The 25,592-nt window shown below is 58.4% G+C and carries 24 protein-coding genes and 1 pseudogene; 15 read left to right on the top strand and 10 right to left on the bottom strand.

Features of this window, described 5'->3' with window-relative positions; translation table 11 throughout:
• Positions 1 to 88 precede the first annotated feature (88 nt).
• Together ACA059_RS18880 and ACA059_RS18875 are read left to right on the top strand one after the other, a co-directional pair.
• Positions 89 to 1,012 (top strand): SphA family protein, encoded by a 924-nt coding sequence (locus ACA059_RS18880; protein ID WP_497630500.1) that lies wholly within the window; start codon positions 89 to 91, stop codon positions 1,010 to 1,012.
• 165 nt (positions 1,013 to 1,177) lie between these two features.
• The gene (locus ACA059_RS18875; protein WP_497340928.1) at positions 1,178 to 1,732 is read left to right on the top strand and encodes a cytochrome b; all 555 of its coding nucleotides are present in this window, start codon (positions 1,178 to 1,180) and stop codon (positions 1,730 to 1,732) included.
• 26 nt (positions 1,733 to 1,758) lie between these two features.
• Here ACA059_RS18875 and ACA059_RS18870 read toward each other — a convergent pair whose 3' ends face one another.
• From ACA059_RS18870 to ACA059_RS18845, 6 genes are all read right to left on the bottom strand, one after another.
• Positions 1,759 to 3,279 carry an MFS transporter gene (locus ACA059_RS18870; RefSeq protein WP_497630499.1) on the bottom strand — a complete coding sequence of 507 codons (1,521 nt, stop codon included), beginning with the start codon at positions 3,277 to 3,279 and terminating at the stop codon, positions 1,759 to 1,761.
• A gap of 11 nt (positions 3,280 to 3,290) precedes the next feature.
• Complete coding sequence (locus ACA059_RS18865) at positions 3,291 to 4,481, bottom strand: HlyD family secretion protein (protein ID WP_497630498.1); 1,191 nt, start codon at positions 4,479 to 4,481, stop codon at positions 3,291 to 3,293.
• Complete coding sequence (locus tag ACA059_RS18860; protein ID WP_497630497.1) at positions 4,478 to 5,986, bottom strand: efflux transporter outer membrane subunit; 1,509 nt, start codon at positions 5,984 to 5,986, stop codon at positions 4,478 to 4,480. The genes ACA059_RS18865 and ACA059_RS18860 overlap by 4 nt, the downstream gene beginning before the upstream one ends.
• 127 nt (positions 5,987 to 6,113) lie before the next feature.
• A complete protein-coding gene (locus tag ACA059_RS18855; protein WP_454866860.1) occupies positions 6,114 to 6,734 on the bottom strand; it encodes a TetR/AcrR family transcriptional regulator in 621 nt (206 codons plus the stop codon).
• A 159-nt stretch (positions 6,735 to 6,893) separates the two neighbouring features.
• Positions 6,894 to 7,502 (bottom strand): alpha-ketoglutarate-dependent dioxygenase AlkB family protein, encoded by a 609-nt coding sequence (locus ACA059_RS18850; protein WP_497630496.1) that lies wholly within the window; start codon positions 7,500 to 7,502, stop codon positions 6,894 to 6,896.
• 153 nt (positions 7,503 to 7,655) lie between these two features.
• Positions 7,656 to 7,991: an ArsR/SmtB family transcription factor gene (locus ACA059_RS18845; protein ID WP_248691463.1), complete on the bottom strand. Its 336-nt coding sequence runs from the start codon at positions 7,989 to 7,991 to the stop codon at positions 7,656 to 7,658.
• Positions 7,992 to 8,050: 59 nt separating this feature from the next.
• Here ACA059_RS18845 and ACA059_RS18840 point away from each other — a divergent pair, with 59 nt between their 5' ends.
• Complete coding sequence (locus ACA059_RS18840) at positions 8,051 to 9,142, top strand: NADH:flavin oxidoreductase/NADH oxidase (RefSeq protein WP_497630495.1); 1,092 nt, start codon at positions 8,051 to 8,053, stop codon at positions 9,140 to 9,142.
• A 325-nt stretch (positions 9,143 to 9,467) separates the two neighbouring features.
• Here ACA059_RS18840 and ACA059_RS18835 read toward each other — a convergent pair.
• A pseudogene (locus ACA059_RS18835) lies at positions 9,468 to 10,909 on the bottom strand (tyrosine-type recombinase/integrase).
• Between the two features lie 425 nt (positions 10,910 to 11,334).
• Between ACA059_RS18835 and ACA059_RS18830 the strand changes: the two are divergent.
• Positions 11,335 to 12,024, top strand: a complete 690-nt coding sequence (locus tag ACA059_RS18830) for an SGNH/GDSL hydrolase family protein (protein WP_497630494.1) — start codon at positions 11,335 to 11,337, stop codon at positions 12,022 to 12,024.
• A 128-nt stretch (positions 12,025 to 12,152) separates the two neighbouring features.
• Here ACA059_RS18830 and ACA059_RS18825 read toward each other — a convergent pair whose 3' ends face one another.
• The 3 genes from ACA059_RS18825 to ACA059_RS18815 all read right to left on the bottom strand — a co-directional run bounded on the left by ACA059_RS18825 (position 12,153) and on the right by ACA059_RS18815 (position 16,310).
• On the bottom strand, positions 12,153 to 13,484 hold the full coding sequence (locus tag ACA059_RS18825; protein ID WP_497630493.1) for an OprD family porin: 1,332 nt from the start codon (positions 13,482 to 13,484) through the stop codon (positions 12,153 to 12,155).
• Between the two features lie 63 nt (positions 13,485 to 13,547).
• The gene (locus ACA059_RS18820; protein ID WP_497630492.1) at positions 13,548 to 15,092 is read right to left on the bottom strand and encodes an MFS transporter; all 1,545 of its coding nucleotides are present in this window, start codon (positions 15,090 to 15,092) and stop codon (positions 13,548 to 13,550) included.
• A 9-nt stretch (positions 15,093 to 15,101) separates the two neighbouring features.
• Positions 15,102 to 16,310, bottom strand: a complete 1,209-nt coding sequence (locus tag ACA059_RS18815; RefSeq protein ID WP_201187214.1) for an aspartate transaminase — start codon at positions 16,308 to 16,310, stop codon at positions 15,102 to 15,104.
• 389 nt (positions 16,311 to 16,699) lie between these two features.
• On the opposite strand from ACA059_RS18815, the gene nac reads away from it, so the two are divergent.
• From nac to ACA059_RS18760, 11 genes are all read left to right on the top strand, one after another.
• A complete protein-coding gene (gene nac / locus ACA059_RS18810) occupies positions 16,700 to 17,605 on the top strand; it encodes a nitrogen assimilation transcriptional regulator NAC (protein WP_201187216.1) in 906 nt (301 codons plus the stop codon).
• Positions 17,606 to 17,719: 114 nt separating this feature from the next.
• Positions 17,720 to 18,148 (top strand): acetyl-CoA carboxylase biotin carboxyl carrier protein, encoded by a 429-nt coding sequence (locus ACA059_RS18805; protein WP_497630491.1) that lies wholly within the window; start codon positions 17,720 to 17,722, stop codon positions 18,146 to 18,148.
• A gap of 31 nt (positions 18,149 to 18,179) precedes the next feature.
• Positions 18,180 to 19,532: an acetyl-CoA carboxylase biotin carboxylase subunit gene (accC, locus tag ACA059_RS18800; RefSeq protein WP_497630490.1), complete on the top strand. Its 1,353-nt coding sequence runs from the start codon at positions 18,180 to 18,182 to the stop codon at positions 19,530 to 19,532.
• Entirely contained in the window at positions 19,529 to 20,200 is a 672-nt protein-coding gene (gene pxpB, locus ACA059_RS18795) for a 5-oxoprolinase subunit PxpB (protein ID WP_497630489.1), read from the top strand. The genes accC and pxpB overlap by 4 nt, the downstream gene beginning before the upstream one ends.
• On the top strand, positions 20,197 to 21,168 hold the full coding sequence (locus ACA059_RS18790; protein WP_497630488.1) for a 5-oxoprolinase subunit C family protein: 972 nt from the start codon (positions 20,197 to 20,199) through the stop codon (positions 21,166 to 21,168). The genes pxpB and ACA059_RS18790 overlap by 4 nt, the downstream gene beginning before the upstream one ends.
• A 12-nt stretch (positions 21,169 to 21,180) precedes the next feature.
• Positions 21,181 to 21,585: an acetyl-CoA carboxylase biotin carboxyl carrier protein gene (locus tag ACA059_RS18785; protein ID WP_497630487.1), complete on the top strand. Its 405-nt coding sequence runs from the start codon at positions 21,181 to 21,183 to the stop codon at positions 21,583 to 21,585.
• A gap of 16 nt (positions 21,586 to 21,601) precedes the next feature.
• Positions 21,602 to 22,369: a LamB/YcsF family protein gene (locus ACA059_RS18780; protein ID WP_497630486.1), complete on the top strand. Its 768-nt coding sequence runs from the start codon at positions 21,602 to 21,604 to the stop codon at positions 22,367 to 22,369.
• Between the two features lie 132 nt (positions 22,370 to 22,501).
• Entirely contained in the window at positions 22,502 to 23,254 is a 753-nt protein-coding gene (locus ACA059_RS18775) for an SDR family oxidoreductase (protein WP_497630485.1), read from the top strand.
• Between the two features lie 125 nt (positions 23,255 to 23,379).
• Positions 23,380 to 24,081, top strand: a complete 702-nt coding sequence (locus ACA059_RS18770) for an amino acid ABC transporter permease (protein WP_497630484.1) — start codon at positions 23,380 to 23,382, stop codon at positions 24,079 to 24,081.
• A 6-nt stretch (positions 24,082 to 24,087) separates the two neighbouring features.
• Positions 24,088 to 24,831 (top strand): amino acid ABC transporter permease, encoded by a 744-nt coding sequence (locus tag ACA059_RS18765; RefSeq protein ID WP_497630483.1) that lies wholly within the window; start codon positions 24,088 to 24,090, stop codon positions 24,829 to 24,831.
• A 22-nt stretch (positions 24,832 to 24,853) separates the two neighbouring features.
• The gene (locus tag ACA059_RS18760) at positions 24,854 to 25,582 is read left to right on the top strand and encodes an amino acid ABC transporter ATP-binding protein (RefSeq protein WP_497634696.1); all 729 of its coding nucleotides are present in this window, start codon (positions 24,854 to 24,856) and stop codon (positions 25,580 to 25,582) included.
• The last annotated feature ends 10 nt before the right edge of the window (positions 25,583 to 25,592 follow it).

Raw genomic sequence — 25,592 nt, 5'->3', positions numbered from 1 at the left:
CGGTTACCGACACTCTTTACTTCACGACGACACCTTGTGTTGCGGTAAGCGGTGCCTGTGTATCTTCAACAAATCCATGGTTGCGACAATGAATAATAAAAATACCTATGCAGCTGTAAGCCTCCTTAGAAATGTTCCTTGTGCGATGGCTGGATCCGCGTTGGCAATTTTTTTGCCCGCGGTGCAAGCCACCGAAGGAGGAGGGTCGTCGTACCCTATGGGGGCGGAAAACTACATGACCGGCGCCATGCCGCCGCCTGGTTTTTATGGGCAAATTTTTGCTGAAAGTTATCGCGCTGATCGTCTTCTCGATAATCGAGGGCAGCGGGCGGTTGACGACTTTCATTTGAGTGCAGATGTGATTGCGCCAAGGCTGATTTGGGTCACGGAGCAAAAAATTCTCGACGGGGCGCTGGCATTTCACGTCAACGTTCCATTGGTTGATCTAAGGGTGGAGGTCAACGGCCAGCATCAAAACAAAACGGGGCTTGGGGACATCATCTTTGGTCCGGCTCTGGGGTATCACTACAGCGAAAAATTTCACGCGATTTATGCAGTTGACGTCTTCGCCCCAACCGGGCGTTACGATCGCGGTGACCTGGCCAATATTGGCCGCAACTACTGGGCGTTTGAACCCATCGCGGCGTTTTCGTATGTCGATCCTGCGGGGGTGAACGCCGACATCAAGATGATGTATGACTTCAATCTGCGCAATGCCGCTACTGACTATCGCTCTGGCCAGGAGTTGCATGCCGACTACTCCCTGGGTTGGGGCTTCGGCAATGGCTGGGTGGTTGGGGTAGGCGGTTACGTCTACCGCCAGACCACCGACGATCATCAAGACGGTGACCGCGTTGAGGACAACAAGGGGCGCGCGTTTGCCATCGGCCCTTCGATCAAGTACGCCAGTGCTGCTGGCTGGTTCGTGACCGCAAAGTGGCAGAAGGAGAGCGAGGTGCGCAATCGTCCGGAAGGGGAGGCTTACTGGGTCAAACTGACCGTTCCCCTTTAGCGATGGTTCGCGCATCGGCCCCATTGCCGTTGGCTAAACAGTAGAGATTTTCTCTACACAGCAGCGATTTTCGCGGCGTTTATCCCTGCTGGAAAGCCCTATAGGATCGCGTTGCGCGTGCATCTGGCGAAACGCATCAGGTACTTTGAAAGCAGGGATAAATCGATGACGGTATCAAAAACCGACGGCTACACCGGCACTGCCAAGTGGTTGCACTGGGGCATGGCCCTGATATGGCTCGGCAGTTGGGGTGTGGGCATTCTGGCCACCCATTGGCGTGACGAACTCAATCCACATCATGAGCTGACCTTTCTGCATAAGGCTACGGCCAGCACTTTGCTTTTTCTGGTTGTGGTGCGAGTCTTCTGGCGTTTGTTAAAGCGCCCGCCAGCCTTTCCGGTGAGCATGAACCCACTGATGAGGCGTGGTGCAGCGCTGGGACATATTCTTCTGTATGCGCTTGCACTGATGGCTTTACCACTGTCGGGCTGGTACTGGAGTTCGGTGGCCGACAAACCCATTCTCGTCGCCGGCCTGTTCATATTGCCGCCATTGGTTGCGCCCAATCCCGATCTCTATGATTTAGCCAAACTCGTCCATACCTGGATCGCGTGGTTTTGCGGCGCGCTTGTCGGCGGGCATGCGCTGGTGGCGCTCAAGCACCATTTTGTCGATAAGGACGACATTCTGAATGGAATGCTGCCCAAGTCGAGGGGCTGAGCGTCAAGGCGTTCGCACCGCAGACCTCACTTGAAGGTCTTCTGCATCATGGAAACGACCAGTGCAATACTGGCGACTATGATGACAGCCCAGAAGTACTCCATGCTTGCGACCAGGGTTGATTGTTGGTGCAGGGATTGGGCAAGTGTCGATACCGAAATCTGACTGGCTGGGCCCGCACCTACGGCAGGTGTGAGTGCCTGAGCCAGCAGTTGAGTCTGTTCCAGATAGAGCGGATCGCCTGAACTGAAATGCCCGTTGAGATTGTTGTATTGCAGAGTGGTGCGCCATTGCAGGAACAAGGTGGCAACGGTTGTGCCAAGTGCCATGGCAATCTGCGCCAGCATACTTTTGATCTGATAGGCGTGGGCGAACAGCGTGTCATGGTGTGTCACATCGCGAAAAGTCTGCATGGCCGCCGTGGCGAGTACAAGCATCACGAAACAGCCGTTAAGCACCAGTGCAGGCAGGATGTTTGACCACATATTGGCGTCGGGGGTCAGGGATGACAACAACACGCCAAAGCAGATCAGGGCACTGAAGCCCGCGACGAAGAACTTCTTCGGAGCTGGATACTTTGGAATGACGATAGCCATGACAATCCATGTCAACAGCGCACCAGCCAAGCCGAAGGCCTGGAACGTACCGATGGTGTCCCAGGAGTAACCCAGTGCCGTTTGCAGGAAATACGGCAAGATGTAGTTGTTACTGCCCAGCACAATGTAGGTGAAGCAGAACAACGCAACTCCGAGGATGTAACGAGACTGCATCAAGTCCTTGACCTTAAGGAAGGGCGCCTCTTTACCGTGTTCGGCGTGGAAGAAGATGTACACGCCCAAGGCGGCGAGCAGCGCGAAGGTGAGGAGGATGAACATCTCGTTGTAAAAATCGTAGTAGGAGCGCTGAAGCACATACAGCAGGAAGAAAGTGCTGAGGGATAACAACAGGATGTTAGCCGGGCTGGAGGGCGTCCGGTCATCCTCGTGAATAGGTATGTTGGGTAAAAAACGTGTGCAGAGAACGGCCGCTACCAACGCACCGACAATCAGTAGCCAGAAGATCGCGTGCCATGTGTCCTCGACGACTACCAGTGATGAAAGAAAGGGCGCCGCTGCCGTGCCAATGGCCAGCCCAGTGGCGAATACTTTTACCCCGACGAATCGCCCGGGTCCCGGCGGGAGCAGGTTGACCATCAGGCGCGCTGAGGTCATGAACGATGCGCCTCCCAGCGCCATGACCACGCGGCCGGCGGTGAAGGTAGTGAGGTCACTGCTGACGCCGCACACGAAGGCCCCCAACACGTAAATGCTGATGGAGCCCAGCATGAAGTTGCGCCAGCCGAGCCGTTCCACCAACCAGCGTTGTTTTGAGATAACCACCACGGCGATACACGCATAGAGCGCCGCAATCAGCGTGAACTCTTCAGGGCTGGCGTCGATCTCACCGCGGATGGGGGCCGAGGCAAAGGCGATCATGCCGGCCTGTAGATACTCCAATGCGCATAGCAGCCCTACGGTGATCAACAAGGCGGCGTTTTTCCGGTACATGAAAGACCCCGTCAAGGTTTCAGATGCTTGGCATATTGGCCACGGTCATCGTTGGCGCTGATCACTTGCTCCACAACGTCATTGGCGTCCTTAAGCTCGTTTTCAAAAATATTGGTGCTGTAGGCCGGTTGCGCGGGTGTCTTCTTGTTAAGCACCTGCCCGCTGGTGTCGGTGGTGTCAACGGACACACGCATGGATAGGCCGAGACGCAGCGGGTTGTCGGCGACTTCCTGCGGTTGCAGGGCGATTCGCACAGGCACGCGCTGGGTCACCTTGATCCAGTTACCTGTTGCGTTCTGTGCCGGCATCAACGAAAACGCGCTTCCGGTGCCAGCATCCAGACCTACGATGGAACCGTGAAATATCACCTTGCGGCTGTAGGCATCGGCACGCAGAACCACTGGTTGGCCTATGCGCAAATCCTGGATCTGCGATTCCTTGAAGTTGGCGTTCACCCACACCTGGTCGATTGGCACCACCGACATCAGGGCCACGCCTGGATTGATTCGCTGACCAACCTGCACACTGCGTTTGGTGATTACACCGGTAACCGGCGAGTAGATTTGGCTTCGATGCAAAGAAATACAGGCATCGCGCAAATTGGCGGCAGCCACCAGCACATCGGGGTGGGTACGTAGAGTCGTGTTATCGACCATGGCCAGGCGAACCGCCAGTGCATGCCGGGTACCGTCCAGGCCCGCCAAGGCGTTTTTAAGCACCTCTTCGGCATGGCTGATCTCTTCGCGCGAAACAGCGCCGCTGGCGGCAAGCTGACTGCGTCGGCGTACATCATCCTGGGCCTTGTTTACGTCGTTTTGTCGTTGGCTGACTTCAGCCTCCAGTTGTTGCACCTGGTAATACTGGGTGCGAGCTTGGCGCACGGCGCGGGCAAGGTTGGATTTAGCGCGCTCGAATTGGATTTCGGCGTCCACAGCATTGAGCGTGACCAGCGGCGAATGGGCGTCGACATGGTCGGTGTTGTCACCACTGATCACCGTCACGGTGCCGCTGACCTGAGAGGTCACCTGAACGATGTTGCCGTCCACATAGGCATCGTCGGTAGATTCGGTATCCAGTCCCAACAGGTACCAGATGCCCAAGGTCGCCATTAACAGCACAATGCCCAGGATCAGCAGCAACTGAGGGAGATAGGAGGCTTTGGGTTGAGCAGGATCGACGGGGGAGGACGTTTGGGTGGTCATGATTTATCAGCTACGGTTGGGAGTGCAGGGGGGTTGCTGGAGAACTCGGGGCGATAGCCACCGCCCAGCGCCCGGCTCAAGTTGGCTTGCAGAGAAAGCGCACGGGATTGCAACGCGACCAATTGACTTTTTTGGGTCAGTGTCGCGTTCTCGGTGGCCAGCACTTGCAGGTACGTGGCCAGCCCCGCTCCATAGCGCAGGTTGACCAGATCGGACGCGGCCTGGGCTGTGTTGACCGCCTCGAGTTGTTGGGCCAGTCTTTCTTTTAACCAACGCAACGAAGACAGTTGATCGGCGATGTCACGTAGCGCGTCGATGACGGTCTGGTTGTAGTTTTCAACGGCGAGGTCGTAAGCCGCATCCTGAGCATCCAAATTGCCGCGCAAGCGTCCACCCTCGAAAATCGGCAGGCTGATCGCCGGCGAAAAGCCCAAAATTCTGCTGCTGTGATCGTTGAAGGTGTCGAACGCAAGGCTTTGCAGGCCAATAAAGGACGTGAGGTTCACGTTTGGGTAAAACCGGGCTTTGGCCACATCAATCTCATGCCCCGATGCCTCTACGCGCCAGCGTTGAGCGACTACATCGGGACGGTGCCCGACCAGTTCGGCAGGAATCTGGCTGGGAAGCGCGACGGTGTTGCTTGCCTGCATGTGCGGGCGTGCGATCGAACGTCCACGGTCAGGTCCCTTGCCCAGTAAAGAGGCGAGCTTGTTCTGGTTCAGCTCAATCACTTCTTTGTGGGCGGCAATGTTGGCCCGGCTGGCGGGCAGCGAGGCTTGGGATTGCTTGATATCAATTTGCGTGCCCAATTCGGCGGTAAAGCGTTGCTGTGTCAGCTTTTCAATGTGGACTTGCTGGTCCAGTAACGCCTGAGCAACATCAAGTTGCTCATAAGTGTCCTGCAAGGCGATATAGGTTTGCACGATGGACGTCGATAGCATCAGCGCAGCCGCGTGGCTGTCGACCTCAAGCGCATGTCGACGTCCCACGGCGGCTTCAACGGCAGAATGATTTTTACCCCAGAAATCCAGTTCGTACCCAACATTCAGCGTCGCTTGGTCGACATTTTGCCAGGTGCCTTTGACAGGCGCAGGCGTAGTGCCGTTAGCACTGAAGCGTTCGCGGGTGGTGCTTGCTGCTGCGTCAATACGTGGCAACAGTGAGGCGCTTTCGACGGCCTCCAGGGCGCCGGCCTGGCGCACGCGAGCGGCGGCGGAGCGCAGTGTCGGACTATCCGCGAGCGCCTCTTCAACCAAAGTGTTGAGCTGCGGATCGTTGAAACTGGTCCACCAGGTTTCGGTTGGCCAAGCGGCAGGCGATAACGTGATGCCGCTATCGGCCAAGGTTTCACCGGCATCCTCGGGTGAGAGCATTCTGGACTGCGGCTTCAAGTCGCTGAAAGAGCAACCGGCAAGCAGGATCAGCAAGACAGCGGCTGACGCTTGGGCGGCAAAGGAGCGTCTGGATCGCACGTCCGTAAACTCCTCATTTTTTCGACTGTTCATGAACGGTATTCTCTGGCGTAAGGATTGGCGGGCAGAAATGAAAAAGTGACGGGTTGTGAGTGCGATTTAGTCAATAAACACTGTTAGTGTCGTTATGGGCAAAAAAAAGAACTGGACCTTCTGACGACTATTGAATTCTAAGGCCCTTGACGATCACCGCGACTGAATTGTCGATGTCATCCAGGTTTTCCAGGTTCGCGGTGATCAGATGCAGCCAGGACATGCCTGTGAGCATCGAGACGGCGACCTCCACGGCAGGACCGTCGACAATTTCTCCTGCGCTCACTGCTCTGGCGAATATCTTGCGCAAAGTACGTTCGCGACGCGGTAGAAACTCCTCTCGGAATTCGGCAATGGCCTTTGAATCCATCTGAATTTCAATGAAGAAACTGCGGAGGGTTTCCCCGGCGCTAGACGACTGCCACCAAGTCCAAAGCGAGCGCAAATGCACAATCAAATCCTGTTCCAGATTGCCGGTGTCGGGGGAGGTGACGAAAGTCAACGCGGTGCGCTCGTAAACATCTCTCAACAAAGCGCCTTTGCTGCGCCACCAGCGATAGATGGTCGGCTTGCTTGACCCGGCACGCTCGACCAGCGCATCCATGGTAAACGCCCGATACCCTTGCTCTTCAAGAATAGCGGCGGCCGCTTCCAGGATGGCCTCGGTGCTTTGCGGGCTGCGAACCGCGCCAATCGAGGAGCGGCTGCGGGGTTTGGCAGGCGTGGACTTGGTGGGCTTTTGGGTCATGGGCTTGGCGATGCTCGAAATCGGCTGGTTACTGCTTTGCGGATTCTATAGAAACTGGCAGTGTTTATACAATAGCGTTTTTCCAAGGCAACGCAGCTAGCTGATGGTCTGAGGGGCTGCTTGCCGGTGGGGCGCGACGATGAGTTGAAAACGTGCAGACTACGGGAACCGTCTGAACGTCAGGCTGATACGCGGGGAGACCACAGCGTTGGTTTTCGTCAGTGCATGAAGCCAATATTGTTGCGTATCCCCTCGCATCACGATCAGTTGTCCATGGTGCAAAGCCATTTCCCTACGCTCACCGGAGCTCTTGTGTTTGAAGGCAAACTTTCGAGTTCCCCCCAGACTCAATGACGCGATCACAGCGTGCTCACCCGTAGCCTCACTGTCGCTGTGCCATCCCATTCCTTGGGTGCCATCCTCATAACGATTGAGCAAGTACGAGTTGAACGTCGTTGCGGTGAAGCGCTCAACCTGGGCTCTGAGCGAGTTGAGGATTTCGACATCCCATGGCAACGATTGTCTCAGGACACCGGAATGGATGTAGCGCGATGGGGTGTCTGCATACCACGCCACTTGGCGCCTGGTTTCGATGACGTTGCCATTGATGAGCGCGGTATCGGCCAGCCAGGCAATCTCTGATATCAGGCGTGAGAAAATAACATCGGCTGCTATCATGCTCAGGACAATGCCGAAATCGTTCACGACACCATCGGAAGGAAGCAGATTTAGATCCTCGGGTCGAGCCAGAAATAGGTCTGCTTGCATGGGGCGTCCATTCGACGATCAAGAAATTTACAGAGTGGCTGAGAGAGCGTACGGCGGACCGGGCATCAATTTAATGGGCAAGGAATAAGCTTCACCGCCGTCCGCTGCAATCGTCGGGTTGCTTCCTGTGGCGGCATTTGCCGGAGGTCTGGCTTAGTGCTGAGAAAGAATGGTCTCGAGCAATCCGGGGAACCGACAGCCAAGCACGTCGGCACGCAACGAATTCATATGCGTAGTTCCCACGCTACGGGTGTGTACAAGCCCTGCATCCCGTAATACCCGAAAGTGATGAGACATGCTGGATTTCGGACGTCCCCCGTCCAGTTCGCCGCAACTGGCCTCGAGAACCCCTGCGAGGCAACGAACGATTTCCAGGCGAACAGGGTCACTCAAAGCGTACAGCACGCGTTCGAGAATCAGGTCTTCGGTATTTGGGTGTTTGAAGGCTCGCATGACTCGAATAATAACAGGGCTATCGCTCATTACCATAGTTCGATTAACATCGAACAATCGAATGAAATTGTCTCTTCGTTTCCTGGAGCTCTCCCATGTCTGCATTGTTCGAACCCTTCAAACTGAAAGACGTTACGTTGCGCAACCGGATCGCCATCCCGCCGATGTGCCAGTACATGGCTAACGACGGCATCGTCAACGACTGGCATCACGTCCACCTCGCAAGTTTGGCCCGCGGCGGCGCTGGCTTGCTGGTTGTCGAGGCTACCGCTGTCGCGCCTGAAGGCCGTATCACGCCAGGTTGCGCGGGGATCTGGAGTGATGAGCATGCGCAAGCCTTTGTCCCTATGGTGCAAGCTATCAAGGCCGCAGGCTCCGTACCCGGTATCCAGATTGCCCATGCCGGTCGTAAGGCCAGCGCTAATCGCCCGTGGGAAGGCGACGACCATATCCCCGCTTCCGACGCTCGCTCTTGGCAAACCATCGCACCATCGGCCATCGCTTTCGGCGCTCATCTGCCGAACGTGCCGCGCGCCATGACCCAGGAAGACATCGCCCGTGTTCGCCAGAACTTCGTCGATGCCGCCCGACGTGCCCGTGACGCAGGTTTTGAATGGATCGAACTGCATTTCGCTCACGGTTACCTGGGCCAGAGTTTTTTCTCCGAACATTCCAACCAACGTACTGATGCCTACGGCGGCAGCTTCGATAACCGTAGCCGTTTCCTGCTGGAAACCCTCGCCGCGGTTCGCGAAGTCTGGCCAGAAAACCTGCCGCTAACCGCGCGTTTCGGCGTGATCGAATATGACGGACGTGATGAGCAGACCCTGAGCGAATCCATCGAGCTTGCCCGTCGTTTCAAGGCCGGTGGGTTGGACTTGCTGAGCGTCAGCGTTGGCTTCACCACGCCCGACGTCAATATCCCCTGGGGTCCGGCGTTCATGGGACCAATCGCCGAGCGCGTGCGTCGCGAAGCCGGTTTGCCAGTGACGTCGGCCTGGGGCTTTGGTACGCCGCAACTGGCCGAAGGAGCGTTGCAGGCAGGGCAACTCGATCTGGTGTCAGTAGGACGTGCGCATCTGGCCGATCCACACTGGGCGTACTTTGCGGCTAAAGAACTGGGGGTCGACAAGGCGTCCTGGGCATTGCCTGCACCCTACGCTCATTGGCTTGAGCGCTATCGTTAAGGTGTAACGGCGCGTGGGGCGGCATCGGCAGTTTGATGCTGTCCCCAAAGGGTAGTTTTTTGGGTCCTTGTTCCGCCCCCCGAAATCAAGTCTTACCGATTAGGAAAAAAGACTCCCTCTGGATTTCATCGAGTAAGACCCTCTACGCGAGTCTCGCTTCCCGTCCCATGGGCATACGCAAAAAAACGCCACTCATTTGAGCGGCTATTTCGTGTGTGCGTGATTTGTTGGGCATCGCTGAAGGACGATTAAAGTCGATATTTTTTTATCTGCGTTCCTACAGAAGTTGCACCTTTTTTAGGGGGGGCGCAGACAATAAGGGTTCTCACGTTTCTGTAATTAAGTATGCTGGAAAGGACATCATCGACTCGGCAGGTGAATGCTCGTAGGTTGAGGACAAGACAGCACTGAGTCGATCGCCCAACAGGTTCCAGGCGAGCTTCTTCTCTTTGACATAATCGTGATGCAGATAGTGGCGTCTCACCCGGGAGCCAGCCAGCACATGATTTTGGCAGCGATCTATGACATCCAAGCCGACCCCCAAGGCCTGCATCATTGTCGCGCCGGTACGGCGCAGGTCATGTGGTGTCCAGTCACCGTTCTGGCCGTCGGCAAGCACCAGGGTATCGTCATGACGCCGCCTTGAGAGGGCCTTGCGGTTTTTGAATCGGGCTTGGCGATCGCCGACCTGTTTGCTCACCACTTTCACGTCCACATGCTCATCATCCTGCTTGTTGGGAAAGCACCACTGAGAGTCACCCGTCAGGGTCTTGAGTTCCTGAAAGAAATGCAGGGCGAAGGGTGAGAGGAAAACATGGTGGTCCTGCTTCTTGCCCCGGGTGCCTTTGACATTTCCACTGGGGAGGAACCACGTTTGCCGGTCCAGATCGACATTTTTCCATTCGGCCTGCAGCAACTCGCCAATGCGGCATAAGGTGCCCAAGCTAATCCAGAGCGCGAGTTGAGTCTCCTTCTTTAATGGACGAATGCCCTCGTACTTTTGACCAGCGGGGAGGGCGTTGTAATCGGCGGTCATTTGCTGGAAACGCTGGTGCAGTTCCAAGAGTTCCGCGGGCGAAAGAGTCCGGCTTCTTTCTGCCTCGTAGTCGGCAGGGATCAGTGGGGTGATGTCGACCAACTCAGTTGGATCGCCCTCAACCAATAAGGCCCGCCAGGGTTGGCGCTTTCTGGCCCAGTTGAACATCTGGGTGAGGTCGGCGAAGAAACTGATGGCTTGCCGATGAGTGCCGCGGCTGACGACCGCCCGGATCAATGCCCGAACATCGTGCTCGGAAACACTGCTCACCGATGTTTTGCCGAGCGCCGGGTAAAGATCCTTGTTAAAGCGGCGCTGCAACTCGGCATTGCCGTCTTTGCGCGCCACGCCATCCAACAGCCAGGCCTTGGCCAGATCCTGGACGGTCAATGTTTGCACCTTCGTCGTCCTTACCTGTTCGGCTGCTGCATTCGTCGCGGCATGCGCCTGTGCCTTGGCGGTTTTCTTTTGCTCGTTGGGATTGATCTGCTCATCGATGAGCGCTCGGGCCTGGTTGCGTGCCTTGCGGATGTCCGTCAGGGATTTGCGCGGCCAGGACCCGCAGGCGTACTCTTTGTTCTGCTCTCCCCACCGATACCGATAGAAAAAGCTGACTGACACGCCGACCTTACGCAGGGAAATTCGACCGGCGAGATTGCCATCCTCCCTGAGGATCCGGCCGGCGTCATTGGCGGTCAGCGACTCCAGTTCTTGATGGTGATTTTGGCCATAAGATGGACTACCCCTACTTTTACCCCCACAAAAACGTCGGCTCTTGATGGACGTTACTGGACTCTCGTAGCGAAAAACACCGCTGGAGCTCAAGTAAATACTAGCTTAGAAAAATCCAGAGTAAAATTTTGGAAGCTTTCAAGAAGTATGAAAAAGGAGATGGGGTGCTAGGGGTCGAGTGTTCGAATCACTCCGTCCCGACCATATTTCGTAGGGAGGATCAAGCACTTAGCGGCTTGATCCCCTTTCTCGTTTCAGGCTTGCGCAAAACCCGCGCAAAACTGCCCGGTGATTTCCAGACAATGACCGAGACATCCTCGCCCGTACCTTAGGGGGCAGAACCAATGCCACCCGCCTGAATCTGTTGGACGCCTCAAGCTCACAAGTTCATCCTTGCCACCTGTGAAAAGATCGGGACGGTTGAATGAATGGTTTGTGGGCCAAGGCTCTGTTTGCTGGAATGTTACTTTCGTCAAGCGCGGCCAGCTTTGCTGGTCAGGAAAGCGATCTCTATTCAAACCTTGATGCTGGCAAGGCGCAGACCGTCGTAGCTTATGGTACGAGCTTGACGGCCTTTGGCGCCTGGGTGCAGCAGCTTGGGGATGATCTGAATCAGCGTTACCCTGGACGTGCCACGGTTATCAATAGTGGCAAGGGTTCGATGTGGTCGGGGTGGGGGGTTGAAAATCTCGAAAGTCGAGTTATCTCCAAAAGCCCGGACACGGTGTTTATCGAGTTCGCGATCAACGACGCTTTCCTTCCCAACCAAACCACTGTCGAGCAAGCGCGGAAAAACCTCGAGCTAATGATTGACCGGATCAAGGCTGCCAAGTCATCGACGGAGATCATTTTAATGGTGACGAATCCAGTGATCGGAGGCTCTGGAGTGGAGAGACCGAAGTTAAGGGATTACTTCCAGATGTACCGGGATGTCGCAAAAACCAGGGGACTTCGTCTGATCGACAATTATCCAAGGTGGGAGGCGGTCTTGAAATCAAATCCCGACCTGTTTAATCAGTATGTTGCGGATGGATTGCACCCAAATGCTGATGGATATCGCACAGTGGTGACCCCGTCATTGATTGAAAATTTGAGTGGCGCCTCGCCAAATTGACCTGAGCATTGATGAAAAGCTCGCTTCGGCGGGTTTTTTTCGCCTGTAGACCTGGAGGAAAGCGGCAGTGGGACCCGTAGCGCCAGAGCACACTGGATGACGATGCGCATCACCCAGTGTGTCGACTTTTACAGAATGTTCAGCGGGTAACTGATGATCACTCGGTGCTCGTCGCTGTCCCGTTGCGTGGACACTTCGGTGCGCAGTGAGGCGTGGCGCAGGGCGATGCTCAAGTCCTTCAGCGGACCTTCCTGTATGACATAGCTCACGGTCAGGTTGCGCTCCCACTCGCTTTTGTCGCCACTGGGGGTGCGGATGTTCGAGCCGCTTTCGTACATGCCCATGAAACTCAAGCCTGGAACCCCAACCCTCGCGAAGTCATAGCCGTAGCGAACTTGCCACGTGGTTTCCCCGGCGCGCTGGAACTTGCCGATCATCGACTCCGTCATGAAATAGGCGGTGGAGCCGTCACCCTGGTTCAACCAGACCGCATCGCTGTCGCCACTGACTTGTTGCAGGCCGGCGGCGAAGGTGTGGCCGTTCAGCAGGTAGGTGAATTGCGCGCTATCCAGACGACTGTCGACCTTGCCCTTGGTGACACCGTTGCCGTAGTAACCGAAGGTGTAGAACGCCGGGTCATGGCCGTTGGCGCCATCGGAGCGGTTGTCGAAGTGGCGCAAGTCGGTACGCAGGATGCCGGGGCCGACCTGCCAATCGTATTTGAGACCGAGGAAGTTCTGTTTGTAGAAGTCCTGCAGGTTGCCGTAGTAGTACTGCAACGTCAGGTCTTTAGTCGCTTTGTAATCCACGCCGCCGTAGTAGAACTTGTTCACGAACTCGCCGGTCTGCGCGTTGTTCGCGCCGGGAATCGACATGCCCATCTGGTTACTTGAGCCGCGACCTTTGACGTGCTCCAACTGGCCCACGGTGAAAGTGAAATTCTCCAGGTCTTTGGACTGAATCTGCCCGCCATTGAAAGTCTGTTGCAGCATGCGGTCGGTGGACATCACCACCGGCAACATCGGCACCAGCGTGCCGTATTTCAGTTCGGTGTTGGAGAACTTCGCCTTGGCCGTCAGGCCCAGGCTGCCGAACTCATCCACGGCACGCCCATCACTGTCGGTCGGGAAGATATTGCCGTTGAAGGCCTTGCTTTCAGGGTTGTAGTGCCGACCTTTGCCAGAGTCCAGCCGCACCCCGAACATGCCAATCGCATCCACGCCGAAACCGACGGTGCCCTGAGTAAAGCCTGACTGAAAGTTGGCGATGAAACCCTGGCCCCATTCCTGAGTGTAATTGGGGTCGGCGGCGCCGCTGCGGTTGTCGGCATTACTGAAAAAGTTACGGGCCAGCACACTGAGCTTGCTGTCTTCCACCAGACCGGCGGCGTAACCCTGTTGAGCGATAATCAGGCCGCAAATGCCGGCCACTACTTTAGGTGCGCGATTGAAAAGCTCCATCGGAGTCATCCCCATGAGTTGTCGAATGTTGTGAGAGGCAGTCAAAAGCGGCAGTAGAAGTTTTTATTCTTTTTCAGGAGCGACGATGGCCGGTGAAACGTTCAGTTTCACGGGCGGCAAGCGGTACAGGATGAACAACGCCAACACGCCGAGGCCGGTGCACAGCAGCAGGCCGACGCCCACCGATTGGGCCAGTGCATCACGGGCCAGGTTCAGCCATTGCGGGTGTTCGAGCAGGGCGGCGTCGGGGCGCAAAAGGACCTGTGGGTCGGCGTACAAGGCCAATTCCCCGAGGTGCCCTTGGGCAATGAACAGTCGTTGCAGGTTGGCGCTGTACAGCAGGTTGACCAACACCCCCATTCCCGCCGTTCCCAGCAAACCACCGACCAAGCGCAGCGATTGGGTCAGCGCGGTGGCGATCCCCAGGAACTGACGCTCGGCCAGGGTCTGGGTGAAGACCGTCAGGTTCAGCAGGATGAAGCCCAGGCCAAGCCCCGCCAGCAGGATCAAGCCGAGTAGCGCATTAAACGAGGCACTGCGTCCAGCAATGGCCAGCCCAAGGCAGGCCAGCAACAGCGCGACAAAACCACACAGCGGCAACAGGTTTGGATTGCGCAAGCGGGTGACGATGCGACTGTTAACGATGGCGCCCAGGGTGATGCTCAACGCCAGTGGTGTAATCAGCAGGCCGGCATCTTGCGGCGAGTAGCCATAGCTGCCTTGCAGTAACAGCGGCAGATAGAACAACAACGAAAACATGATCGCCCCGGCGGCCATCGACAGCAGAAACAACAGGCGCATGCTCGGTAATCCGAGTAACGCCGCTGGCAGCAGCGCGTGTCGGCAGCGCCGTTCCCAGTGCCATAGGGCAACGGTCGCCGCGACGCAGCTCAGTCCCAGCACCGTGCTCACTATCAGACTGGAATGGCCCAACCATTCGACGAACAACTGCAGGCTGCCCAGCGCCAGGGCAATCAGTAATGCGCCGGGCCAGTCGAGGCTGATTTTTGCCCGTTGCTGCGGACGGTAATAGGGCAGATAGCGCCAGGCAAAAAACAATGCCAGGCAACCCAGCGGCAGATTGATGTAGAACACCGAACGCCAACCGTAGGCCCCGGTCAGATAGCCGCCCAGCCCAGGCCCGATGGCGTTGACCACGCTGAACAAGGCACTTAGCAACATTTGCCAGCGCAAGCGTTGGCGGGTGTCGGGAAACAGTTCCGGGATGCAGGCGAACGCGGTGCCGATCAACATGCCGCCGCCGACACCCTGCAAGGCGCGGCCGATCACCAGCCACAGCATGTCGTTGGCCACGGCGCAGGCCAGCGACGCCAGGGTGAAGATCACGGTGGCGGCGATGACGAAGGGTTTGCGCCCGTAGTAATCCCCCAGTCGGCCGAAGATCGGAATGGTGACAATCGACGCCAGCATGTACCCCGTGGCCACCCAGGCGTAGAGTTCAAACCCCTTGAACTCGGCGACGATGCTCGGCAAGGCATTGCCGATCACGGTCTGATCGAGCGCCGAAAGCATCAGCACCAGCGAGATGCCAAGCATTGCCAGCAAGGCCTGCTTGAAGCTCAAAGGAGGGTGGGTGGCCGCGGTCATTGTTGGTCCTCAGCCCAGCGCCGAAACGGCAGCGGCAATCCGCGAACACCCTTCGTCGAGGGTCTTGATGTCGGTGGCGATCGACATCCGGAAGAACGGCGCCAATCCATACGCGGTCCCGGCGACCACGGCCACACCCTGGCTTTCCAGCAGGTACATGACCACGTCGTAATCGGTGTTCAACTGCTTGCCTTGAACTGTGGTTTTACCGAGCAGCCCCGAGCAGTTCACATAGAGATAGAACGCGCCATCGGGTTTGCGGCAACTCAGACCGTCGATGGCGTTGAGCAGGTCCAGGCAACGATCACGGCGTTGCTGGTAAACCACCACACTGTCCTTGACGAAAGTCTGGTCGCCGTTGAGCGCTTCAACCGCTGCGGCCTGACTGACCGAGCAGGCATTGCTGGTCGATTGCGATTGCAGGGTTGCCATCGCGCCGATCAAATCAGCCGGGCCGGCGGCATAGCCGATGCGCCAGCCAGTCATGGCGTAAGTCTTGGACACGCCGTTGACCACGACGGTGCGCTCGGTCAACGCCGGTTCGATGGCGAGGATGTGCGGGTTTTCCAGACCTTCATAGCGGATGTGCTCGTAGATGTCGTCGGTCATCAGCAACACCTGCGGATGGTCGAGCAGCACATCGGCCAAGGCGCGCAGTTCGGCAGCGCTGTAACTGGCGCCGGTCGGGTTGCTCGGCGAGTTGAGCAGCAGCCACCGAGTGCGTTCGGTAATCGCACTGCGCAGTTGATCCGGGGTCAGTTTGAAGGCGTGTTCTTCCGGGCAGGCGAGGGTGACGGGTTCACCTTCGCAGGCCAGCACCATGTCCGGGTAAGACACCCAGTACGGCGCCGGAATCAACACTTCATCGCCAGCGCCCAGGGTCGCGGCGAAGGCATTGAAAATTGCACTCTTCGCGCCGCTGGTGACCAGAATCTGATTCGCGCCGTAAGTCAGGCCGTTTTCCCGAGCCAACTTGTCGGCAATCGCCTTGCGCAGTTCCGGGGTGCCGGCATTTTGTGTGTAACGGGTTTCGCCACGTTCGATGGCAGCACCGGCCGCTTGCCGAATGTGCAGTGGGGTATCGAAGTCCGGCTCGCCGACCACCAGATTGATAATGGATTTGCCCTGCCGGCGAAGTTCGTTCGCACGGTCAGAAGCGGCGCTGCTTGGGGACGGCTTGATACGTTGCACACGGGCGGCGATGCGGGAGGCGGTCACGTGTCGTTCCTCGTTGATGACATTGACGAGGCCCTACAGTACGAGTCGCTGCTCGCACCGCCATAAGACGAGATCGTTCTGGTCGGATAGGAATCGCTTATGGCTGGAACTGAACACGGCTTGCACCAAGGTGGTGCGCTCAAGCCTGTATGCCCGTGGCGGGTGTTGAGCAAGATCGCCCCGATCCAGCCATAGCAAAGGCTTATGGTTGAAACGCAAAACTTGTAGGAGCGAGGCTTGTCCGCGAAGAATGCACCGCGGTTTTTCAGGTATTACGCGTCATCGTTCTTCGCGGGCAAGCCTCACTCCTACAGGTTCCGGGACTGCTGGCCTGGCTCTTGCTAAAGCCTGTGGGTTGTCTCCCTTTTTCAAGCAAGAGCATCGCCACCGTGAACCTGCGCCGTTTGAAGTATTTCGTGAAACTCGTCGATATCGGCAGCATGACCCAGGCCGCCGATGTGCTGCATGTCGCGCAACCTGCGCTCAGTCAACAACTGGCGACGCTGGAAGCGGAGCTGCAACAGCAACTGCTGATTCGGACCAAACGCGGCGTCACCCCGACCGAAGCGGGCAAGGTGCTCTACGGCCATGCGCAAATCATTTTGCGCCAGTGTGAACAGGCTCAAAGCGACATCAATGCCACGGGGCATGCCTTGTCCGGGCAGGTGTCGGTCGGCCTGGCACCGGGCACCGCTGCGTCGACGCTTTCGTTGCCGCTGTTGCGCCGGGTGCGCGAGCGTCATCCGGGCATTCTGCTGTACCTCAATGAAAACTTCGGCACCACCTTGAGCGAGTTGATCATGAACGGTCGGATGGACATGGCGGTGCTGTATGGCGGGCGCGAAGTCCATGGCTTGAGCTTCGTTTCGCTGCTGCGCGAGAACCTTTACCTGGTCAGCGCCGATCCGGCTGTCAGCGCGCTCGACGAGATTCCTCTGGCCGAGCTGGCGGACATGGACATGCTCCTGCCGCGTCCCTACAACGTCATGCGGCGGCTGGCGGATGAAGCCTTCCAGCGCATCGGCATGAGCGCGCGAGTGGTGGCGGAAATCGAATCGTCGATCACCCTGACCGCTGCCGTCGCCGAGCATTTCGGCTCGACCATCCTGCCTGAGTCCTCGGCACGGGTGATGGTCGCCGCCACCTCGGTGCACATGTGCCGCATTGTCGAGCCTGAAATCGAAGCGCCACTGGCGCTGTGTTTGTCCGGGCACCTGCCGCTGTCGGTGCCGGCCCAGGCGGTCAAGGCGATCCTGCTGGAACTGGTCGCGGAGATGCGCGGCAGCCTGATCTGAGCGGTCATAAGGACGGCTTATCACCCCAAAGCCAAAGCGTCTTGGTCGTCGGTGGAAGGGCTCGCTACATTGACCCCATCCACTCAGACACGCTCGACAGGCAGGGGCCCACGCATGGATTCAGAACGTATCAAGGGGTTGATCGATTTGCTCGTCGAATCCGATCTGCTCGAACTGAGTCTGACCGAAGGCGACAGTACGATTCGCCTTTTCAAGCAGGCCGGGAAGGTCGTGGCAACCGAGTTGGCGGCTGATCATTCGCCGATACCGACCGTGGAATCAGCCAAGATCGTTACCCCATCGGTAGCGGCCTCCGACATCAAGGCAAGCCTTTACGGCGTACTGCATCTGACGCCGGCAGCCGGGGAAGCACCGTTTGTTGCGGTCGGCGATCAGGTTGAAGCCGGGCAGACCCTGGCGGTCCTCGAGGCGATGAAAATGTTCCACCCGGTCAAGGCCAAAACCGCTGGCCGGATCACCGCGATTCTTGCCCAGAGTGGCGTCGAAGTCGAAGCCGGTCAGTCGCTGTTCCGTCTCTGCTGATCCCAAGCCTTTCCTCTTTCAGGTGAATTCAATGTTCGACAAAGTGCTGATCGCCAATCGTGGCGAAATCGCCCTGCGCATTCAGCGTGCCTGCCATGGCCTGGGGATACAGACCGTGGTCGTGCATTCCGAGGCTGATCGCCACGCGCAGTACGTGCAAAACGCTGACCAAGCCCTGTGCATCGGGCCGGCGTCCCCCAGCCAGAGTTATCTGAACCAGGCTGCGTTGTTGTTCGCCGCCAAGGTCAGTGGCGCCCAGGCTATCCATCCGGGTTATGGCTTTTTGTCAGAGAACGCCGGGTTTGCCGAACGTATAGAAAACGCCGGGCTGACCTTCATCGGGCCGAGTGCCGCGTGCATTCGTACCATGGGTGACAAGGTCGCGGCCAAACGGGCAATGCGCGAAGCCGGCGTGCCGTGCGTGCCGGGGCCGGACTCGGTGATGCCTACCGACGATGCCAGCATCCAGGCGATTGCCCGTGAAATCGGTTACCCGGTGATCGTCAAGGCTGCCGGTGGCGGCGGCGGGCGCGGCATGCGCGTGGTGAGAGAAGAGGGTGAGTTGCTTGACGCCATCGCCCTGACCCGTGAAGAAGCACGCCTGGCCTTCGGTAATCCAGAACTCTACATCGAGAAGTTTCTCGGCCATCCACGGCATGTGGAAATTCAGGTGTTGTGCGATGCCCATGGCCACGCGATCTGGCTCGGTTGCCGCGATTGCTCCTTGCAGCGGCGGCACCAGAAAGTCCTCGAAGAAGCGCCGGCACCTGGGATTGATCCTGAGCTGATCGCCAAAGTCGGCGAACGCTGCGCCGCCGCTTGCCGGCAGATCGGCTATCGCGGCGTCGGTACTTTCGAGTTTCTGTACGAGGACGGTGAGTTCTTCTTCATTGAGATGAACACCCGGCTGCAAGTCGAACACCCCGTGACGGAGATGACCACCGGCATCGATATCGTCCAGCAGCAATTGCGCATGGCCCGGGGCGAAGTACTGGAACTGCGTCAGCAAGACGTGCAGCTCAACGGCCACTCGCTGGAATGCCGGATCAACGCCGAAGACCCGATTACATTCATGCCGACACCGGGGCTGATTCAGCGTTGGGAAGTCCCCGGTGGCTTTGGTGTGCGGGTCGACTCCCATGTCACCACCGGTTACCGGGTGCCGCCGTACTACGACTCGATGGTGGCCAAGGTCATCACCCACGGCGCCACTCGCGATGAGGCCATGGCCCGTATGCGCCTGGCCCTGAGTGAGCTGGTCGTGGAAGGCATCTCGACCAATATCCCCTTGCACCGCGACATTCTCGACGATCCGGCGTTCTGCGCCGGTGGCGTGGACATTCATCACCTGGAGCGCTGGTTGCAGCAACGGAGTCCGACATGAGTATTGCTTCTGTATCGCTGCGTCCGCACATCAGCCTGCTCGGCTCGACCGCTCTATTATTCGAAGCCCCCGGCGAGCTCGATCTGGCGCCGCAACAACGCATTTGGAGCCTGGCTTTGCAGGCCGGCGAATGGGCCGAGATCCACGAAGCGGTTCCCGGCATGAACAACCTGATGCTGACCTTTATCAAGCCGCCGCGTGACCTGAATGGTCTGTGTGAGCGCTTGCTTGAAGCGTGGGAAAACAGTCAGCCGCTACCACTTGAAGGGCGCATCGTTGAATTGCCAGTGGTCTACGGCGGCGAGTTCGGCCCGCACATGAATGATGTGGTGGTGCACACCGGGCTCGACATCGAGACCATTGCCAACCTGCATTGCGAGCCGTTGTACCCGGTCTACGCCTTGGGCAGCCATCCCGGCTATTGCTACCTCGGCGGCATGGATTCGCGGCTGGCCACACCACGGCGCCAAGTGCCGGTGATCAGTATTGCTGCGGGCTCGGTATCGATTGGCGGGGTACAGACCGGCGTTTCCGCCTCGGCTGGCCCCAGCGGCTGGAACACCATCGGCCGCACCGAAATGTCCTTTTTTGACCCGACCCAAAACCCTCCGGCCATGCTTCGGCCGGGCGATATGTTGCGCTTGCGCATCGAGAGGATCATTCGATGATCGAGATTTTATCGGCCACCGCCCTGGCCACCGTGCAGGACTTTGGCCGCTTTGGCAGCCTCGGTTACGGCGTCGGAACCTCCGGCGCGATGGACCATTTGGCGCTGGCGCTGGGTAACCTGTTGTTGGGCAATCCCGAGGACGCGGCGGCGATCGAGATTCCGTTGTTCCCGTTCGAAGTACGGTTTTCGCAAGACTGTGCGTTCGCCTTCACCGGTGCGGCTTGTGAAGCGACCCTGGACGGTCAGCCATTGTTGCCGTTCTGGGTGGCGCAGGCTCGGGAAGGTCAGGTGCTGAGCCTCGGCTATCCGACCTCGGGCAGTCGCGCTTACCTGTGCCTGGCCGGTGGTGTCGACGTGCCGTCGGTGCTCGGTTCGCGTAGCACGCAATTACGCGGTGAGTTCGGTGGTTTGCAGGGTCGAGCCTTGCAGCAGGGCGACCGGATTTCGGCACTGCGTCCAGGCGTGAGTGTGTTGCCCATTGATTTCGGTGTCGTGTCGCCGAGCCAGGCGTTGCCCTTGCAACGCGATGGCCTGCCGGCGATGCGCGTACTCCCAGCGGCTGAGTACGAGTGCTTTCTGGCAGAATCCCGTGCGGCATTCTGGGCCGGCGATTGGAAGGTCACGACCCAGAGCAACCGTTACGGCTACCGGCTCGAAGGCACGCCGATCTTGCCCAAGGCGCCGATGGAAGTCCGCTCCCACGGCATCGTTCCCGGTGTGATCCAGGTGCCACACGGCGGCCAGCCGATCATCCAGATGCGCGACGCACAACCCAGTGGTGGATATCCGAAATTCGGCACGGTGATCGAGGCCGACCTGTGGCGCCTGGGGCAGGCGCCGATTGGCAGCAAGGTGCGGTTTATCGAGTGCAGCTACGCCGAAGCCGTCGCGGCCCTGGAAGACAATCAGCGCTATCTCGCGGAGGTCAGCCGCCTGGTCGACCTTCACGGGCTGGCCTTGCGTTAAGGACATTCGAACATGACAAATCAGGAAATCCGCCAGTTGGCGCTTTGGCTCAAGGAGACCCACCTGGCTGGAGCCGAAATCAGCCGTCCGGGGCTGCATCTGGTGCTCAAGCGCAGTGTCGACGAGGTCTCCTCGCCGGTTCAGATGGTGGCGCCAGAGGCTTTGAAGGCGCCGGAAGAACAGCTACTGAAGATTCCAAACCTGGGTCGATTGCTGCTGACGCACCCGCAACAGAGCGAGGTGCTGGCGTCGGTCGGCAGCCAAGTGGAGCAAGGGCAACTGGTGGCGTTGCTGCAAGTCGGCGATCTGCTGTTGCCGGTCCGCAGCCAGAAATCTGGACGGGTGGCGGCGGTGCTGGTGCCTTGTGGCACAACAGTGGGTTATGGCGAAACGTTCATGCGTCTGGATGCAGCATGACGAGCGAGGGCAAGTGATGAGGATCGATTTAAACGCTGATCTGGGCGAGGGTTTCGGCCCTTGGCGCATGGGCGAAGATGACGCGTTGATGAGCCTTATTTCATCCGCAAACGTGGCGTGCGGTTTCCATGCTGGTGATCCGCTGATCATGGACAACACCGTGCGCCTGGCCAAGGCCGGTGGCATCGATGTGGGCGCCCATGTGGGGTTTCCCGACTTGATGGGCTTCGGTCGACGGCAGATGAACATCGAGCTCAAGGAGTTGGCGACCTATGTGGTTTATCAGCTTGGCGCGCTGGCCGGGATGGCGGCCGTCAATGGTCACCGCATGACGCACATGAGCTTTCACGGCGCGCTGGGCAACATGGTCGCGGCCGATTCTGCGCTGGCTGAGCCCTTGGTGTGTGCGGTGGCGGCCTTCGATCCGACGCTGATTATCAGTTCATCGAGCAGTCGGGCCATCGAAAACGCCGCTGAAAAATGTGGCTTGCGGGTCGCCACGACGTTTCTCGCCGACCGCGCCTACGACGATGACTGCTTGCTGGTGCCGCGCAAGGTGCCGGGTTCGGTGATCAAGGAACCGGCAGCGGTGTTGCAACGGGTCCGGCAGTTGCTGGAGGAGGGCACCGTGACCAGCCTCAACGGCAAGCAGCTCGCAGTGCCGGCGCATTCGATCCTGTTGCACGGCGACACACCTGGCGCCGTGGAGCTGGCCCGCACCATCCGTCGAGAAATCGAGCTGGCGGGCGGTTGTATCACGCCGATTTCGCAGCTGTTGGCGTAACGGTTGCACGGTCATAAGCAGGGCTTATTGCCACACAGTCATTCCGTCTTGGTCCACGGCTTCAGGGCTGGATAGAGTCGAAGTCATCGCGATCACCCGAGTGATCCGCACACGTAACACGAGGACAGATACATGCCATTTTCAGATTACAAAACCGCGCTGGTGACCGGCGCCTCTTCCGGGATTGGCGCCGCTGTCGTCGAGCGTCTGTGTCAGGAAGGCGTGCAGGTACATGCCTTGGCCCGCAGCGCTGACAAGCTTGAAGAACTGGCCGCCAAAACCGGTTGCATCGCGCATGCCATCGATGTCACCGACCTGGCCGGGCTGACGCGCCTGTTTGACACCCAGCAGTTCGACATCCTGGTGAACAACGCCGGTGTCGATAAACCCGGCTCGATACTCAAGGCTGACGCTGAAGGCATCGACTTGCTGATCGACGTCAACCTGCGGGCGGTCTTGCACCTGGCGCGCCTGGCGTTGCCGGGGATGGTTGAGCGCGACTGCGGCCATATCATCAACATCAGTTCGATTGCCGCGGCGTACAACTTCGGCGGCAACTCCACCTACCACGCGACCAAAGCCGCCGTGAGCATGTTGTCGCGGCAGTTGCGCATCGACGCCTTCGGCAAGCGGGTTCGGGTCACCGAGATCTGTCCGGGACGCGTGGCCACCGACATCTTCGCTCACGTCCACGGCGACTCCGAAGAGACCTACAAGCGCTTCGTTGAAGGTTTCGAACTGCCGCAGGCCAAGGACATCGCCGACGCCATTGCGTTTGCCATCGCCGCGCCGATTTCGGTCAACGTCGGACACATGGAAATTACCCCTACTTTGCAAGTGCCCGGCGGTCTCTCCACCGCCCGCCCGCAGGATTACCAGGGCTGAGTTTTCTCTTCGCAATACGCGCTGCATAAGAACGGAACAATCCGTCATCGCGATACTTGCGCCACGGCTGAGCCTGGCGACTTTGTTTATTTCTGCCCTTAGCCCAATGCCCATAGGGATTGACCATGAAGCATGACTTCGATTTGGCCGCGGTTCTGCAAGGCGAATATGCCGAGCTGATCGTCAAGGGCATCGAAATAACGCTACAGCTCGCGCTGTTCGCCTGGCTGCTCGCGATGGCCCTCGCGCTGTTGCTGGTGACTGTGCGCCTGACCGGCAACAAACTGGCCGACCGGTTAGTGGCCGGTTACGTGTCCTACCACCGCAACGTGCCAACACTGGTGCAGTTGATGCTTTGGTACTTCGGTGTGCCGACGTTGTTGAGCGAATCCACTCAGCTGTGGCTGGCGAACTACAGCACCGAATACCTGTTCTCGGTGATTGCCCTGGGGTTGTGCCAAGCCGCGTATTTCTGTGAAGACATCCGCAGTGGCCTGCGCGCCATTCCGGCGGGGCAGACTGAAGCGTCCCGGGCGCTTGGGTTGGGTTATGTGCGCTCGATGCGCTACGTGATCCTGCCGCAAGGCGTGCGCAATTGCCTGCCATCGCTGATCAATCACACGGTGCTGTTGTTCAAGAACACCAGTCTGGCCATGGCCATTGGTGTGGTCGAGCTGACTTACGCCACCCGTGAGGTCGAGAACTACACCTTCCGCACCTTCGAATCCTATCTGGTTGCCACGGTGTTCTACCTGATCTTTTCACTGCTGTTGATGGGGCTCGGCGCGCTGCTGGCGCGACGCTTCAACAAAGCGCTGGCGAGGTAGACGACGATGTTCGATATCTTCTCGATTGTGCAGCACAACTGGACCCTCTTTCTGATCGGTCAGTATCCGCATGGTCCGCTGGGCGGCTTGGCCAGCACCTTGATTCTGGCAGCGCTGGCGCTGTTGCTGGCCTTCCCGTTCGGTTTGCTGCTGGCGCTGGCGCGGGTTTCGCCTTGGAGAGGCCTGCGGTGGGTGGCCACGGTGTGGGTCTATGTGCTGCGGGGTATTCCGCTGCTGATGGTGATTTTCTGGACCTACTTCCTGGTGCCGTTGCTGATCGGCCATAACATCACCGGGTTTGTCACCATGCTCTGCACATTGGTGATCTACCAGAGCGCCTACCTGTGCGAAATCATTCGCGGCGGTATCCAGGCGTTACCGCCGGGTCAGTACGAAGCGTCCCGCGCACTGGGCCTCGGTTACCTGCGCACGACGATCTGGGTGATCTTGCCGCAAGCACTCTACAACGCGCTGCCCAGCCTGATCAGCCAGTTCATCTCGATCATCAAGGAAACCTCGCTGGGCTATGTGATCAACGTCCAGGAAGTGACTTTCGCTGCCAACCAGGTCAATAACCAGCTGCTGACCAAGCCGTTTCAGGTGTTTTTTATCCTGGCGATCATCTACTACCTGCTCTGTTTTGGCCTGACCCATCTGGCCGGCTGGGTGGAGCGCCGTATCGCTCGCAAGCGTCTGGGCAACGGCGGTCCGGCCGTGGCTGCCGACCCCTTGCTGGCCATTGATAATTGAAGAGGGTTGCGCCATGCATCCAATGATCATGTTTTCGAACATCAACAAATGGTACGGCGAGTATCACGCATTGACCGACATCACCGCCGAGGTGAAACCCGGTGAAGTGGTGGTGTTGTGCGGCCCGTCCGGTTCCGGCAAGTCGACGTTGATCCGCACGGTCAATCGCCTGGAAGACATCCAGAAAGGCCAGATCCTGTTCGACGGCCAGGACGTGCACGGCACCGACGCGCACATCAATCGATTGCGCAGCCGCGTGGGTTTTGTGTTCCAGAGCTTCAACCTGTTTCCGCACCTGTCGGTGCTGGAGAACATCACCCTGGCGCCAAGCAAGATCCGCAACCTGAAAGGCTCAGCCGCCAAGCAGCAAGCCATGCAGTTACTGGATCGGGTTGGCCTGGCGCACAAGGCTGGCGCTTATCCGGCGCAGTTGTCCGGCGGCCAGCAACAGCGGGTGGCGATCGCCCGGGCGCTGGCGATGGAGCCGCCGGTGATGTTGTTCGATGAACCCACCAGTGCGCTCGACCCGGAAATGGTCGGCGAAGTGCTGAGTGTGATGAAAGGCTTGGCCAAGGATGGCATGACCATGATGTGCGTGACTCACGAGATGAATTTTGCCCGTGAAGTCGCTGACACCATTTGGTTTATGGACGCGGGTCAGATTCTGGAAAAGAGCACGCCCGAGAGTTTCTTTAATCAGCCCGCGCACCCGCGCGCGCAACGTTTTATCGCCGACCTGCGCGCTCATTAAGCCGCAGCGG

The organism is Pseudomonas sp. LBUM1647, assembly GCF_059716175.1.
Note: the sequence above shows the minus strand (reverse complement) of the source record. Positions and strands in the feature narration are given on the sequence as shown.